Source organism: Butyrivibrio sp. NC3005, assembly GCF_000424545.1.
Lineage (GTDB): Bacteria > Bacillota > Clostridia > Lachnospirales > Lachnospiraceae > Butyrivibrio.
This window is the reverse complement of record NZ_AUKC01000062.1, coordinates 1-16,727: the sequence shown is the minus strand read 5'-3', so window position 1 is coordinate 16,727 and position 16,727 is coordinate 1. Positions and strand designations below refer to the sequence as shown.

Annotated in this window: 10 protein-coding genes; all 10 read left to right on the top strand. The window is 36.1% G+C overall.

Annotated elements, in window-relative coordinates:
• On the top strand, window positions 1-130 hold a 130-nt coding region (locus G634_RS22025; protein ID WP_155830539.1), incomplete at its 5' end, for a zinc ribbon domain-containing protein.
• A gap of 168 nt (window positions 131-298) precedes the next feature.
• A complete protein-coding gene (locus G634_RS0113770; RefSeq protein ID WP_081676641.1) occupies window positions 299-2,071 on the top strand; it encodes an ABC transporter ATP-binding protein in 1,773 nt (590 codons plus the stop codon).
• 124 nt (window positions 2,072-2,195) lie between these two features.
• Entirely contained in the window at window positions 2,196-3,536 is a 1,341-nt protein-coding gene (locus G634_RS0113765) for a hypothetical protein (RefSeq protein ID WP_026505770.1), read from the top strand.
• 73 nt (window positions 3,537-3,609) lie between these two features.
• A complete protein-coding gene (locus G634_RS0113760) occupies window positions 3,610-5,043 on the top strand; it encodes an MBOAT family O-acyltransferase (protein ID WP_026505769.1) in 1,434 nt (477 codons plus the stop codon).
• Window positions 5,044-5,065: 22 nt separating this feature from the next.
• Window positions 5,066-6,232: an alginate O-acetyltransferase AlgX-related protein gene (locus tag G634_RS20505; protein ID WP_026505768.1), complete on the top strand. Its 1,167-nt coding sequence runs from the start codon at window positions 5,066-5,068 to the stop codon at window positions 6,230-6,232.
• A gap of 21 nt (window positions 6,233-6,253) precedes the next feature.
• Window positions 6,254-7,717, top strand: a complete 1,464-nt coding sequence (locus tag G634_RS20500) for a Wadjet anti-phage system protein JetA family protein (protein ID WP_026505767.1) — start codon at window positions 6,254-6,256, stop codon at window positions 7,715-7,717.
• Window positions 7,718-7,728: 11 nt separating this feature from the next.
• Entirely contained in the window at window positions 7,729-8,403 is a 675-nt protein-coding gene (locus G634_RS0113745; protein ID WP_026505766.1) for a DUF4194 domain-containing protein, read from the top strand.
• Window positions 8,400-11,738: an ATP-binding protein gene (locus G634_RS0113740; protein ID WP_026505765.1), complete on the top strand. Its 3,339-nt coding sequence runs from the start codon at window positions 8,400-8,402 to the stop codon at window positions 11,736-11,738. Before G634_RS0113745 ends, G634_RS0113740 begins: the two co-directional genes overlap by 4 nt.
• Before the next feature lie 175 nt (window positions 11,739-11,913).
• A complete protein-coding gene (locus G634_RS0113735) occupies window positions 11,914-14,679 on the top strand; it encodes a glycoside hydrolase family 3 protein (RefSeq protein ID WP_026505764.1) in 2,766 nt (921 codons plus the stop codon).
• A 582-nt stretch (window positions 14,680-15,261) separates the two neighbouring features.
• On the top strand, window positions 15,262-16,656 hold the full coding sequence (gene ltrA, locus G634_RS0113725; protein ID WP_026505763.1) for a group II intron reverse transcriptase/maturase: 1,395 nt from the start codon (window positions 15,262-15,264) through the stop codon (window positions 16,654-16,656).
• Window positions 16,657-16,727 lie beyond the last annotated feature (71 nt).

The window sequence follows — 16,727 nt, the reverse complement described above, 5'->3', positions numbered from 1 at the left end:
CTGTGGAAATATCAAAAAAGATTTGAAATTATCTGACAGGATTTATAGATGTGAATGTGGAAATGTCATAGACAGAGATTTTCAGGCATCACTAAACTTAAAAGCTTATGGAGAAAAATTTGCAAGCTAACACTTGAACGTTAATGCAAATGTGTACGGATGCGTTAATTCGGAATTTACGCCTATGGAGAGTACAAGAACTTGTGAGTAGATTGATTCTTTCATCGTCAAAAGCATACTCGATGAAGTAGGAATGAAACATAAAAGTTTATAACTTTTTATAAGTTTTCAGTAACGGATGTTTATGGATATTAGTTGTAAAGATGAAGTGATAACCATAAGTAATTTCAAGTATTATAAAAGATTATGGAAATATATAATAAAAAAACAATTTTGGGCTTTCATAGGATATATTCTTTTGATGATCTTTTTGTCGTCATTAACGCCATTATATGTATATATATGGAATATGTACATAGATGAAGTTTCAATAGACCAAAGATTTGATAGGGGAGTTCTAGTGCTTGGATGCTTTGTATTGGTTCGAATAATGGTTGATTTTGGAATGTTTTTTTCCAGACATATGATGGATGTGATAAATAGTTCATCATGGAGGCTACTAGATGGTGAGATAAATAAAAAGGCTGTTTCGATAAAAAATGAATATTATGAGACATCAAAAGTTCAGGTTATGATTGACAGGGCGTGGAATTTCAGTCATGGTGCATATGTTGAATTATATCAAATTACGTTAGATATTATTCGGCTTGTTACACAAATTATAGGAGTGTTCTATGCTTTGATTATTATAGATTATGGGCTGGGCTTCATTATGATTTTGACTCTTATAATATCAGCCAAAATCTCGATGCTTATAGAAAAAAACAGAATAAAATGTGACAAGTTTTCTATTGAAGAATTAAGAGAAGTGAATTATTATAAGAATTTAAAATATGATCTGCAAAAGATAAAAGATTTGATGTGTTTTGATCTGTTTGATTTTTTTGATAAGAAATATAGCAGATCACACGGCACATATTTAAAAAAGAGCTTAGAATATGAAAAAAAAGATTATTCATATGAAATCATTAAAGAATTGATACAAAATATAATTATTGCCTCTGGTATAGTATATGTCGTAATAAGAGCTGGCTATGGTGGTATTTCGATTGGAGGATTAGCGGTAACTATTGGTTTGTTGATGAATAGTATTGTTTCAATGGAACAATTGTCTAGTGATTTAGTGCGTGTTTATGCGAATACTACTGACATTGCATATTATTTCGAATTTATTGATTTTGATGAGAAAATTATGGAGAAAGACTTTGGCAATAATGATATTGATGAAGATAGTATTATACTTGATAACGTTAGTTATAAGTATCAATATTCTGAAAGTTATGCGATTAAAAATGTGCAATTAAACATTAAAAAAGGAACTAAAGTTGCTATAGTTGGATTGAATGGTAGTGGTAAAACAACACTGATTAAGATTATTGCAGGATTGTTAGAGCCATCAAATGGTAAAATATCAGTTTTTGGAATTGGGGCTAAAAGGCTAGAAAAAAAGCTTTTTACGTCTGTTTTTCAAGATTTTTGTAGATATAAGGAGTCGTTAGAATATAACGTGAAAATATCAGATACTGGAAAAAATGATGACAATAGGATGAATAAGGCTCTTAAAAAGTCAGGCTTTTCCAAGGACATAGGTAAAGAAGAATTATTGGCCAAGGAATTTGGAGGGGTAGATTTATCAGGAGGTGAATGGCAAAAATTGGCGATAGCCAGGGCTTTATATAGAGATTCAGATGTGATGATTTTTGATGAACCAACTTCTGCAATTGATGCGTTATCTGAGAGCAAAATGTATAAACAGTTGCAGTTATTAAGCAAAGGAAAAACATGTTTTTTTGTGACCCACCGACTTGGTAGTGTGCTTTTTTCAGATTTGATTTTGTATATGGAAAATGGAGAAATTATAGAAAAGGGCAGTCATGAAGAACTAATAAAAGCAGGTGGAAAGTATAAAGAGTTTTGGGAAATACAGGCCGGCTTATATGCTCTGAATTGAATACTGGTCTTTTTACAATAATTAATGCTTCTTAGGCCTTGGGTTACCATTTGTAACCTGAGGCCTTTTTTGCTAAACTAATATAGGTGCGTTTTACGAAAAAACAATAGGAAGATAGTTGATTATGGATAGAGTAACGAGAAAAACTGACAGAGTTTTTTTGATCATATATTTATTTGGTTTTATATTGGCTGCACTGATTCTGGCGAGGGTGCAGCCGTTATATCCCAAGAGGCCTCTTTTGCCGAATCCTCCAGATGAATTTACAAGGTATGTAGTTCCGGATTATATCTGCAAAACTGGAAAGCTTCCAACGGGGTTTGAACCTGAAGTACAGATTGCAGGATACGGAGGATCATATGCTTTTTTGCCTATTCTTCCATATATTGTAATGGGTTATGTCATGAGACTTTTTTCCTTGTTTGGAAGTAGTGATGTAACGCTTGTTTTTGTGGCTAGATTGGTAAATGTTATTAGTGGTGTTATTATGGCTTTTATTGTGTTTCTTCTTTCGAAGAGACTGTTTCGGAATAGATTTTTTTCATATTTATTCTGCACAATCGTAATGTTTTGGCCAGAACACATTTTTTTACATACATATGTCAATACAGAGTCATTTAGTGAGCTTTCGATAGCTATAATACTTTTTGCAATTTTGAAGATTTATCAGGATGGAATAGATGATAGAAGTGCTATTCTTCTTTCGGTAGGCTATATTATATGTCTTTTGACTTATTACAATGCTTATGGTTATATATTGGTTTCAGGTATTCTTCTCATTTTGCATTTGATAAGCCTTGACAAGAAGAGTGCACTTCGTTTTTTTTCTATTGTTTTTATTGTGACTTTAATGGGTGCTAGCTGGTGGTTTATTAGGAATCTTATAAATCTTGATGGTGATCTTCTAGGTCTTTCCACTTTGAAAAGAGTGCGGATGGAACTTGGTGTTTCGATGCCGTTAACTTATATGGAAAGTGGTAAATCTATAATAGATATGTTCACAGAGACAGACCTTGCGCCGCGTATGCTCAAGACATTTATATGCTGTTATGGAGCAGCTAGTATAGATGCTGGTCCTATCATGTATCTTTTTTATAAGATTTTTTTATTTGTTGGGTTTATAACTGCTATTTTTTTTGCTCCGAAAGTTTTGAAAAAAGCTTCTTTTAGTCAAAAGCTTTTTCATGCAGGGATGGTAGTATCAATGCTTATTGTTTTTTGTCTGTGGCTTGTGTATAGTTATGCTTTGGATTTTCAACCGCAGGGAAGATATTTGATTGCTATGATTATTCCTTTATTTTACTATTTTTTAGCAGGTTTCGAGAAGCTGTGGCAAGTCTTGAAAAAAAAGCTGCAAATTTGTGATAGATGGTTGGGCGTAGCTAGTGTTTTTATTATGTGCATAGTGGTTTTTCTTGAATACAATTTTGTATTCAAAACTATGCTGCCTATTTGTTTGGAATAAAGTTGATGTTTGTGCGTTAATGATTACAGGCTAAGGTGAACGCGTTTTGAAGACTGCGTAGTATGGAGAAAAAATGGTATTTTCAAGTATATTATTTACGTTTTTATTTTTACCAGTGGTATTAATACTGTATTATATGATAAAAAATGATAAGTGGCGCAATTTTGTGCTTCTTATCTCTTCAATTGGATTTTATGCTTATGGTGAACCTACATTTGTATTTGTTATGATTGGTTCTATTTTGGTTAATTATTTGTTTGCTCGTTTGATAGATAGGTCAGATAAACAGGCAACGCGAAGATTTTTTCTTATATGTGATGTTATATCCAATCTCTTAGTGTTTTTTATTTTTAAATATTTGAATTTTTCATTGAAGATGATGAATGATATTTTCCATGTGGGGGTAAAGGTTACAGATATCGCGCTTCCTATTGGAATTTCATTTTTTACTTTTCAGGCAATGTCTTATGTGTTTGATGTGTACAGGAAAGATGTAGAGGTTCAGAAAAGTCCTTTTAGACTGGCACTGTATGTTGCCTTTTTTCCTCAGCTTATTGCAGGTCCTATTGTCAGGTACAAGCAGATCGAAGAGCAGATAAGAAACAAAAGAGAAGTGTCAATGGAGCGTTTTGGCTACGGATGTCAGCGTTTTATGATTGGCTTTTGTAAGAAGATTATTTTGGCAAATAATTTTTCAAACCTTGCCAAAGATCAGTTTAATATTCTGGACTTTGCAGGGGCAACTCACTCTGTTATATTCTATTGGCTAGGTGCAATAGGATATTCTCTTCAGATTTTATTTGATTTCTCAGGATATTCGGATATGGCAATAGGACTTGGTCATATGTTTGGATTTAGCTTCGAGGAGAATTTTAATTATCCTTACATTGCGAAGTCTGTTACTGATTTTTGGAGAAGATGGCATATTTCCTTGTCATCTTGGTTCAGAGATTATGTGTATATTCCGCTTGGAGGTTCAAGAGTTAAGGTTCCAAGGCACTTGTTTAATCTCTTTGTGGTATGGATTCTAACAGGAATATGGCATGGTGCCAATTATACATTTATTGTATGGGGTATGACCTACTATATTTTCCTTGTTTTAGAAAAATACATCATCCTTCCGGAAAAAAGAACAAAGGCAGTTCAGATTCTCTGGAGAGTTGTTACAATACTTCTTGTTGTATTTAACTGGGTAATGTTTAATGCAGTTGGACTTGGACAGGGAATTCATTATCAGATGGCTATGCTGGGTATTTACAGCAAGAATATACAAATGTTTACTCCTGAAGTAATAAGGCTTTTTAGAGACTATTTAGTATATCTTGTCCTTGGAATACTGGCAGCAACACCGGTTGTACCGGCATTTACTAAGTTATCAGAAAAGAATAAGAGCTTAAAGACTGTACTTGATATTGTAATGCCTTTTTGTATGATTTTTGCGTTTTTGTGGGCAGTATCATTCCTTATAATAGGAGCTCATAATCCGTTTATTTATTTTAACTTTTGAGTAGAGATTACGGAGAAAAGCTATGGATGAAAAGATAAAAAAAGATTCATTGAAATTGAAAATATATATGATTCTGTTCCTTTTATGTATATCATTTTTCACTGTATATGCCGGAATTGGAATGATCAGGTATAAATTAACGGGAAAGCCTGATTTGTCATATTGGACAGAAATGACAGAGGAAAACTTTGAAAATGAATATATTGCCTGTTTTCCTGATAAGTTAGGATTTCTTAACTTGAACGGAAGAATGGCAAGGATGTTTGGAATTACCAGATTAAATGATATAGTAAGGCTTCAAAACGGATATCTGACTTCTATGACTCCTAAAGTTGATGAAGAGGTGCTAAGAAATGAAGCTAGAAGCGTTGCAAATTTAAATAATAAATTAAAAGAAAAAAATATTCCTCTTTTGTATGTTGCAGCACCGCCAAAATGTCAGGAAAACAATGATATGCTTCCTGTAGGCGAGTATGACTATGATAATGAAAACTTAAATGTTTTTTTGGATGAGTTATCAAGAAATGATATTTCTTATCTTGATATGAGAAAGCTTATAGAAGAAACAAATGAGAATTATTATGACTTCTTCTATGTGACAGATCATCACTGGAATGTTAAGGCTGGTTTTTTTGCATCAGAGAAAATAAGTGGCTGGCTTGCGAAAAATATAGACTTGAAAATTGATAAAAAAGCAGCTGATATAGCAAACTTTGAAGTTGCAAATTATAAAAAGTGTTTTCTTGGGTCAAGAGGCAAGAGAGTAGGTACGAGTTTTGGAAGTGTAGACGATTTCGAAATATTAAAACCAATATTTGAAACAAGTTTTCAGGATATTTCCACTGATCAAAAAGGTGATTTTTCTTCGCTTTTGATTAACGAGGATTATATCAAAAATGCCAAGGACTATCTGAAATCAGACATTTATGATTTGGGTCTTCAGGGACCAACTCACGTTATTAATAACGACAAGACAAAAGATAAGAGTATTATATTCGTGACAGATTCTTATGGCTTTATTGTCCAGCCATATCTGGCAATGCAGGTAAAAAGAATAGATGATATATCTGCATATACTCCTAATATGCTGGCTCAGACTGTCGAGAATGTAAAGCCTGACGCAGTTGTCATTTTAAACTGCCCTTCCTTTAACCTAGGAAAGGATGCAAGTTTTAATTTTGGTTATTGATTTAAGGAAGAGGTTATTATAATGGATTATAAAGTTCTAGCACAGAATTTTTTTACTAATGTTCCGCCGGGTCTTTTTAGTCTTCTTTCTTCACCTAACAAAGAGCTGTATTTATCAGCTCTTTTCGTTGTAAAAGAGGCTTTTGAGGACGAACTTGTTATTGGAAGAAAAGAATTAAGAGAACAGATTTTGATTTCTTTGGAGAATAGTATCGCGGCAGCGAATTTCGAAGAAGATATAGATGAAGAAGATGTAGTAGATGAGCAGCTCCTTGCTTCTCTCCCTGGAAGAGCTACTTTTTTGTTATCAAAGCTAATCAAAAAAGGATGGCTATCAGAAGAAGACAGCAGGCAGGGATTTGAGAGAGAAATCGTAATGCCTGATTATACATCTGACTTGCTGGAAGTATTGTATAGGCAGACGCAGAGAAAAGATGATATCGAAGAAAATGATGTTTTCTCAACATATGCTGTTCTGAAACTGGCTGATGAAGAAGAGGATGCAAAGAGAGCTAGAATCTTCTCCAAGGCATTAAAATCAGCCTGCAGCAATTCAGAAAATTTAAATAAGACGTTTCGAAATCTGTATTATTATATTGGAACCTATTACAAAGAACATGCAAATGATGAAACAGTAAGAGATATGCTTGAAGCACGCTTCAGGGAGGGAGGCGAGCAAAGCGTAATTGATGCGTATTACTATCCATTGAAAACAAATGATTCTATCGCTCTTTATGGCAGTTCTATTCTCAAACTCATGCAAAAGGTTGAAAGAGATACTGATTTGTTAAAAAAAATCATAGAGATTGAAAATCCGGGGATAATTGAAGGCAATGCAGAATATGAAGAGGCTTTAATGGAGATTCACTTAAGGATAGATAAAATCTGTGATACTTTCAGAAATGCCAGCCACAAGATAGACCAGATAACAGGTAGAAATGCAGATTATAACAGAAGATTCACAACTGCAGTAATTCATAATCTTAGAAGCGACCATAGCATAGTCAGCAAGATAGTAAAGATTATGAAGAAAATGGAGCAGGAAGATTTTGCAGATACAGTTCAAAAGAAAATAGCAGCAACTACAAGCGTATTTGTAGATGAACGATCCCTTAGAGCAAAAACCTATAAGCCTGAAAAAGAAGAATTAAATAAGATACTTATAAGACCTCACCATGAGAAAAATGGTGAAATAGCTAAGCTGTTTCTAGAAAAAACACTAAACGGCTTTACTATGATTGATGCCAGAAAATATGTTGCAGACAAGATGCATGGAAGAAGCAAGATTGAGACGGGTGAAATAATAAAAGAAAATCCTGACTTTGGTGAGGATGATTATACCCTTCTTATTATGTCTTCACTATACGGATTTTCAAATGGTGAATACAAGGTAATAAGATCAGGAGAATATATTGAAATAAACGGGTATGTAGTACCTAATCTTTTATTTGAAAAAATAGAATCAAATAATACAACAAAAGAATAGAGAGATTGTGAATGGATATATTAAATGAAAATTTAAACACTGACTTTGAGGAAGAACATACAGTCAGCGGATTATATAATAATTTAAGACGCTCTGATCAGGAATATTTTCAGAGAGTAGTAAGAATTCTTTTGTCAGGAACATATGTTCTGATGATGGACTATGATACAGAAACAGGCCTTATGAGCCGCAATACAGATTATATTTTCATAGATGCCAATTTTGAACTTTTATTTCTGTATTTTGAGATGGGCGGATTTCATCTTGTAAGAGATACTGATAACGGACTTTTTGCTCTTGAGAATGAAGCAGATGAAGCGCGTTTTCACTTTACTATGAATGCGACAAGAATAGCACTTGCACTTCGTTGCATTTATCAGAAAAAATACTCTGATCCTAAAACGGCGGGGCAGATAACAACTGATATTGGCGAAATAGTTCTTTTTTTGAAAGATAATGTTGGAATAGATATTACATCTAATAAGCAGCAGATGATGAGTGATTTCAAGATACTTTCAAAATTTCATATTATCGAAAAAGGAAAGGGAGACTGGAAGGATCCGACTACTCTTATTAGAATAACGCCTGCGATACTGCATTTGGTATCTTCAGGGAAAGTCGAAGAACTTCTGACTGATCTTAACAATGAGAGTATAGGCAAGGATGACGAGGAGGATACAAATTGATAAGACTAACGAGAGTTTTCGTTTATAACTGGGGAAAGTTTGATGAGCCGACAGTTATGAGCGTTGGTGATATAACACTTTTGTCTGGTGCCAATCAGGCAGGTAAATCCCAGATAATAGATGCAGCTATGATGGTGCTTACAGGTAGGAAAAAAGGTATTTTCAATAAGGCTGCAGACAAACATTCAGCAAGAAATGTTGAAAAGTATTTCTACGGATACTGGGCAAGTAACAATCAGGAAAAATATCTAAGATATGATGGATTTTTCACAAGTTATGTAGTCCTTGAATTCTATAATGATATTAAAGATGAATATTTTTGCAATGGACTTGTAGCTGATTGTCCGCAAGACCATTCTAGAAGAGTGGAAAGATGGTTCTCATTTGAGAAAAAGGCTATACCTGAAAATCACTTTGTATTCGATGATATGGCTCTTAATATTTCGGAGCTAAAGAGATATCTGAAAACATATGTTGGAGATGAAAATTTTCATTTTTATACTGATACTGAATACAGCAAATATATACTTCATGCCTATGGACAGGTAAGAAGTGAATATGTAACGCTTTTAAAGGCAGCAGTTGCATGCTCAATAGGTGAGAATCTCAACATTGATAGCTTTATAACTGATTCTATATGTTCAGTTAATGAGACAGTGGATTTAACAAATATTAGATCTACTATTCATGATTATTATGATCTGAAAGATAAGGCTGAAAGCAGCAAACGAAAAATTGATAAGCTTTTGGAAATTCAGGAAAAGTATAACATCTATCATGAAGACGTAGAGCAGGTTAGAATCCTGGATTATGCACTTATTCGTGATGAACAGCAAATCCAGAAAAAGCAGCAGGATGCGTCAACTCAGCTTATAGAACAGCTCACAATGGATGTGGAACAGACTAAAGCCTTAAATGTAAGCCGAAGCGAAAAGAGAAAAAAGCTTCAGGAGGAAATTGGACGAGTTCATGAGGAACTTGGAAAATCAGATACCGAGCAGATAAGACGTTCTCTTGAAGAAAAGAAAAAAGATATTGATGATAAGAGAAAAGGATATATCGAAAATATTGAAAGAGTATGCCATATTATCCAAAATAGAGGTGCATCCTGGCAGATGTCTCTTATCACAGCCGAAAATGCAGGCTTTAAGGCAGAAGAAAGTGCAGAAAAAGTCTTAAAGAATGCAATGGAAATAAGAGCAGATAAACTCGGGGATTTCGATGTTGAAAATGCAAATGAGGTTATAGGAAATCTCTACCAGAGTCTTGGAGAGTATCATGCAAAGATATCGAGTGATATTGCAAAGGTTAAAGATAAAATGAAAACCTTGAAAGAGAAAATTACAGCTCTTTCAGGAAATCAGAAGCAGTATCCCAAGGAAACAATGTCGCTTAAATATCTGCTTGAAGATGAGCTGTCAAAGAAATATGGAACAAAGATATCTATTCCTCTTTTTTCTGAATTATTGGAAATACGCGATGACTCCTGGCAGAATGCAATAGAAGGCTATCTTGATAATCAGAGATTTGATTTGATGGTACCAAAAGAGTATTACGAAGATGCGCTTGAAATATATAGAGAAAATAAAGATACTCTCAAATCCTATAAAAGCGGACTAATCGATATTGAAAGAATAAGAGAAAATGCAAACATAAAGGCTGAAGAAGGATCACTTGCAGAAGAAATCATAACAGATAATGAAGATGCAAGACTTTATGCTGATTATAAACTTGGATATATTCATAAAGTTGAAAAGGTTAGCGAATTGTATCAGCATAAATGTGCTATAACAAAAGACCTTTTGATATATAAAGGTTTTGTTACAAGAGGAAAAGCGTTTAATCCGACTCTTTTCATTGGACGAAGAGCAATTGAGATGCAGATAAATCAGGCTAATGAAGAACTTGGCAAGTTGAAGAAAAAGCTGGATGAATTATCAGCTGATTTGTCTGTCACAAGCACTGACAAATTGGAACAGAAGATTGTTGATATGGATTTCTTCAAGACTGCTGTTGTCCATATAAATGATGTTGAAGAACTTGAGGATAAGTCTCTTGAACTTCTAAGACAGATAGGAAGCGTGGATACATCAAGAGATGAAGAACTCCATGACAGACTAAAAGGTTTAAATGCAAGACTCGAAGAGCTTAGCAGCCTTATAGGTCAGAGCAGCCTTGAATGCGGAAGAGCTGAGAATAAGATAGAGAGTGAGCAGAGAAAACTTGAAAATTCAAGAAGAGAATATGATGAACTTGAAGAAAAAGCAGGCGATGCTTCAAGATTTCCTGCAAACTGGAGAGAAGAAAAAGGTGATGAATGGATTCGTGAAGATATGGCTCAGAACCGTCGCAAGAATCTAAAGAAAACTTTAGAGGATCATCAGAACATGCGACAAGAGGTTCTAGAGAGACAGTCCAGACATTTTACTACGCTTAAAAGACTCAGAACACAATACAACATGGAAGAAACTGCAGGATTTGATCCGGATAGAAGCTTTGACAATGAAGAATATGAAACAGAACTTACAAGGCTGAAAGAAAGCGGATTCTCCACCTTTGAGGGAGAAATTGCAAAAGCAGCCCAAAGAGCTACAAATGAATTCAAAGTCGAGTTCATCGGCAAGTTAAAAGCTAATATTCAGCAGGCTCAAGAACAGATAGATGCAGTTAATCAAGTACTCGAGAGCAGATGGTTTGGAAACGTCCGTTATAGTCTTGTCCATGAAAAAGAAAAGAGCTATGAAAAGTTCTATGATATGTTTATGGATCCAAACCTTGTAAAAGTTGATCCGGATCTTCCGGGATATGGCGGAATGTCTATTTTCTCTGGACCTTTCGAGGAAGCACACAAAGAAGAGATAGAGGAACTTCTTCAGCTTATATTAGATGAAAGGAATCTAACAGAACAGCAGAGAATATCAAGAGAGAAGAAATTGCAGCTGTACACTGACTATAGAACATATCTTCATCTTGATCTTATGTCTACTGACCATAGCGGCTCTTCCAAATACATGTCAGATGTTATAAGAGATGAGTCAGGCTCTGGTATTCAAACACCTTACTATATTGTAATGTTTGCAGCAATAGCTCAAAAAGTCAGAGCATATGAGAATGCTAATACACTTCGCGTGGTAATTCTCGATGAAGCTTTTAATAAGATGGATGAGAATAAAATAGCAGCAAGTATTGATCTTTTGAAGAGTTTTGATCTTCAACCAATCTTTTGCTGTGTACCGGAAAAAGTCAAGGTAATAGCATCTAAAGCTGATATCACGAATATCGTAATGATGTATACAGACAAGAGTAGTTATATAGAGCATTTTACGAATAAATAGAATACCTAACAGTTTCTATGAAGCGATTTAGAAGGTCATTTTTTTGTTAAAAAATCCGAAAAATTAACAAAAAAATAGCCTTTTGAATCGCTTTTGTTAGTGATAAAATATAAAATATGCTTCTTATTCAAAGAGGAATGTTGGCAATTTTATCAATTTTTTATGGAGAAAACAAATGAGCAAAAAGTTATTCGAAACAAATAAGTTCGCAGCAGTTGCAAGAAGAGCTGTTGCAGAGGGGATTGTGTTACTAAAAAATGACAACGACGTTCTTCCACTTAAAGAGGGGACGAATATTGCATTATTTGGACGCAGTCAGTTCAATTATTATAAAAGCGGAACAGGTTCAGGAGGAATGGTCAATACCAAGTATGTTATTGGCGTTAGAGAAGCACTCCTTAAGGATGAGCGTTTTACTGTTAATGAAGAGTTGAAAAAAGAATATGATGAATGGATAAAAGACAATCCGTTTGATGCCGGAGCAGGATGGGCAAGTGAACCATGGTTCCAAAAGGAAATGCCGGTTTCCAAAGAGCTTGCCCAAAGAATAGCAGCTGTTTCTGATGTTGCAGTAATTCTTATTGGAAGAACTGCAGGGGAAGATCAGGATAACAGCAATGCTAAAGGAAGCTATCTTCTGACAGATGAAGAAGAACAGATTCTTACAAATGTAACAGCTGCATTTGAAAAAACAGTCGTTCTCTTAAACGTTGGTAATACTATAGATATGAAGTGGGTTAAGAAGTATAACCCAAGTGCAGTAGCATATATATGGCAGGGCGGTCAGGAAGGTGGACTTGGCGTATTAGATGTAATATCAGGCGATGTCAATCCGTCGGGTAGACTGGCAGACACAATAGCAGAAGATATCAAAGATTATCCATCAACAAAGAACTTTGCTGGAAAAGAATTTAATATCCAGCAGGAAGATATATATGTAGGATATAGATATTTTGAAACTTTTGCTAAAGATAAGGTGCTTTATCCATTTGGATACGGTTTGTCCTACACAAGTTTCGATATTGAGGCTGATTCTTTCGAGAAGACAGATGAAGGCGTAATAGTAAAGGCGGTTGTTACTAATACAGGAAAAATTAAAGGACAGCAGGTTGTTCAACTATATGTATCCAAACCACAGGGAGTGCTGGGAAATCCTTCTAGAGAGCTTGTTGCATTTGCAAAGACCAAAGAACTCGAAAAAGGCGAAAAAGAAGAAATAATACTAACTGTTACAGACTATCAGTTATCAAGTTATGATGACTGCGGAGCAACAGGATATAAAAATGCATATGTTATGCAAAAGGGAACTTACACATTTTATCTTGGAGAAAATGTTAGATGCAAGACTGTTGCAGGAACTATAGAAAACGATGAGAATAAGCTTATAAAACAGCTTACACAGTGCCTTGCGCCAATTAAAGAGTTTGAAAGATTAAGACCTGTTCAAAGACAGGATGGCTCTTTTGAAGAAGGATTTGAAAGCGTACCAACTGCTGTTTCTAGTCAGGACGAAAAAAGAAACAGTAACATTCCTGAAGAAATAAAACAGGAAGGCGATAAAGGATATAAACTGATTGATGTATTAGATAACAAGTGTTCTATGGATGAGTTTATATCTCAGCTTTCTGATGAAGAGCTTTGCTGCATAGTAAGAGGCGAGGGAATGAGTTCACCGAAGGTAACACCTGGATGCGGAGGCGCATTTGGTGGAGTAACAGATTCTTTGCTTGAAAAGGGCATTCCAATCGGATGTTGTTCTGACGGACCATCTGGAATAAGAATGGATTCTGGTAAAAAAGCATTTGCTATGCCAAATGGTGCTTGCCTTGCAAGTGCATGGAATTTGGAACTTACGAAAGAACTCTATAACTGGGAAGGCCTTGAACTTCGTAAGAATAAGATTGATGTTTTGCTCGGACCGGGAATGAATCTTCATAGAAATCCGCTTAACGGAAGAAACTTCGAGTACTTTAGTGAAGATCCATATGTAACAGGTAAGAATGCAGCAGCTCAGCTTGAGGGTATGCACAAATATAATGTTACAGGTACTATCAAGCACTTTGCACTTAATACACAGGAAACAGGCAGACATACTGTTGAACATATAGCTTCTGAAAGAGCAATAAGAGAATTGTATCTTAAGGGCTTTGAAATAGCAGTTAAGGAAGCTGGTGCACATGCTGTTATGACAACATATGGTCCTGTAAATGGCTACTATTCTTCCTCATCCTATGACCTTGTAACAGAAATCCTCAGAAATGAATGGGGGTTTAAAGGCGTAGTAATGACAGACTGGTGGGCAAAGGGTGGTAAGACACAATCAGGTGATACCAAAGATATGGCTTCAATTGTGCGTGCTCAGAATGATTTGTACATGGTAGCAACAAGTGCTATCGATAACTCGAACAAAGATAACCTCGAAGAAGAGCTTAAAAAGGGCAATGTAAAAAGAGCAGAACTTCAGAGATGTGCTAAGAATATCTGTCGTTTTGTAATGGAAAAGCCTGTTTTTAACAGATATATTGAAAGAGACAATGAGATTGATTTGCAGCTTGCAAATGAGGCAGATGACGAGGAACTTGTATTTGACAATCTTATCGATTGCAGAGTGGGCAATTCGGGAGTGGCTTCAATTGATTCTTCTGAAATAAAGACAGGTAGAAACTGCTCTAATCTGATTTCTGTTTCATTTATCGAAAGAGGAAACTATAAGCTGAACATGAAAGTCAGAGCGAACGCAAGTAGTAAACTTGCACAGATACCTTTGAGTATTTACAAAGATAAAGAACTTGTTAAAATGATTACTCTTACAGGTGAAGATGACAAGTGGCAGGACATTGAACTAATGTTTAATGGTTGCTTTATGACATTCTTTCTTAATTTCTACTTTGCACAGGATGGAATGGAGATTAAAGATTTGACAATTAGATATTGCAAATAATTGTAAACGTCTTACTGTTTATGACTTCTTGCTGAGATTTATGATAATCATCAGCAAGAATCCTGCTTTGCAGGACAAAATTTGTCTTGACGACAAATTTTGGTCTGGTAGTGCGCCTAGCGGCGCACGTTTCTAACGGGTTTAAGTCCCGAATCCGCCCGGTAGTGGGAAGGATATAGCCGAAGGCAAGGGTGTCTGCCGCGAGACGGAATCTGAAGGAAGCTGGATGTGGGAAACATACCAACCCACGGGCAAATCTCCGGTCTGACGTACAGAAATCTCATATGAGGTTATGCATGAGGGTAAGGCTGCTACACAAGTTGAAGCCCAATAACTACACGGAATCATGCATGATAAATGAGGCAGATGGATGGAGAGGAAGAAACGTGTGGTACCTAGGGAGGTCTGTGTGAAACGCTCTGAAAGGAGTAACCACCGTACAAGGTAACGAGGCGGTGCTGAACATGCAGAAGTCAGCAGAGGTCATAGTAGGGATATGGACATGGAAACATGGACATGCTAACCGAAGGACCGAATCATTAGGAGTCTTAAGTATGACCGAGAAAGGAGAAATGACCGTCAATGGCAGAAAACATGGATAATAATGGCTGTTTGCAAAGAGATAGTGCGGAACACGAAGGGTATGCGAAAGCGCTTAGGTCATTCAATCGGATATGGAAAGAAAGAGACAGTGCACAGCCGAAACTCTTGGAAGCGATACTGTATAAGGATAACTTTAATAGAGCGTATAAGAGAGTTAAGGCAAACAAGGGAGCGCCAGGAATTGATGGAATGACTATCGAAGAGGCACTTCCGTATCTTAAGGAACATCAGCAAGAGTTAACTGACCGAATATATCGCGGTAAGTACACTCCATCGCCAGTCAGGCGAGTTGAGATTCCAAAACCAGATGGAGGTGTGCGTAAGCTTGGCATACCTACCGTGATAGACCGAACACTCCAACAGGCAATAACCCAACAGTTAGTGCCAATCTATGAACCGTTGTTTGCGGACGGAAGCTACGGCTATCGTCCTAACAGAAGCGCAAAGGATGCCATACAGAGGGTAAAGGAATACGCAGAACAAGGTTACACTTTTGCAGTAGTCTTGGACTTATCAAAGTATTTCGACACCTTGAATCATGAAATCCTTATCAAACTCCTCAGAAGGAATGTGAAGGATGAACGTGTGGTTCAGCTAATAAAGCGTTATCTAAAAAGTGGGGTAATGGAAAATGGCGTGGTCATTGATACAGAAGAAGGTTCACCGCAAGGTGGGAATTTATCTCCACTTCTTGCGAATATCTACCTCAATGAGTTCGACCAAGAGTTTCTGAAAAGAGGTGTGCCCTGCATAAGATATGCAGATGACATCGTTCTTTTAGCGAAAAGCAAAAGAGCATCAGAGAGACTCTTGGAAAGCAGTACAAAATATCTCGAAGAGAAACTGAAGTTAACAGTAAATCGGGAGAAAAGTCGTACGGTCAACGTGTTTGCAATCCGAAATTTTAAATTTCTTGGCTTTGCATTGGGAAGGAACGGAAGTGGCATTTATGTCAGGGTTCATCCAAAGTCATGGAAGAAGTTCAAGTCCAAGCTGAAAGATTTATCTTCCCGTAAGTCTGTGCAGTCCATCAAGCCTAGTCTTGAGAAAATCAAGATATATGCGAGAGGATGGCTTAACTACTACGGTATAGCAAGCATGAAGAACAGCATAGACGATATCAATGGGTGGCTCTATCACAGAATACGTATGTGTATATGGAAACAGTGGAAGAAGCCCAAGACAAAGGTGCGAAATCTGATTAAGATGGGTGTACCCGAAGACTTGGCGTACATGGCTGGTAACAGTCGGCGTGGTTATTGGTTTACCACGCATACAGTCGCAGTCAACATGGCGATGACAAAAGAAAGACTGATAAACAGTGGCTTCTATGATTTAGCCACAGCCTATCAGTCTGTGCACGTCAACTATTGAAAGCGCCGTATACCGAACGGTACGTACGGTGCTGTGAGAGGACGGGAGCTAATCACTCCCTCCTACTTGAT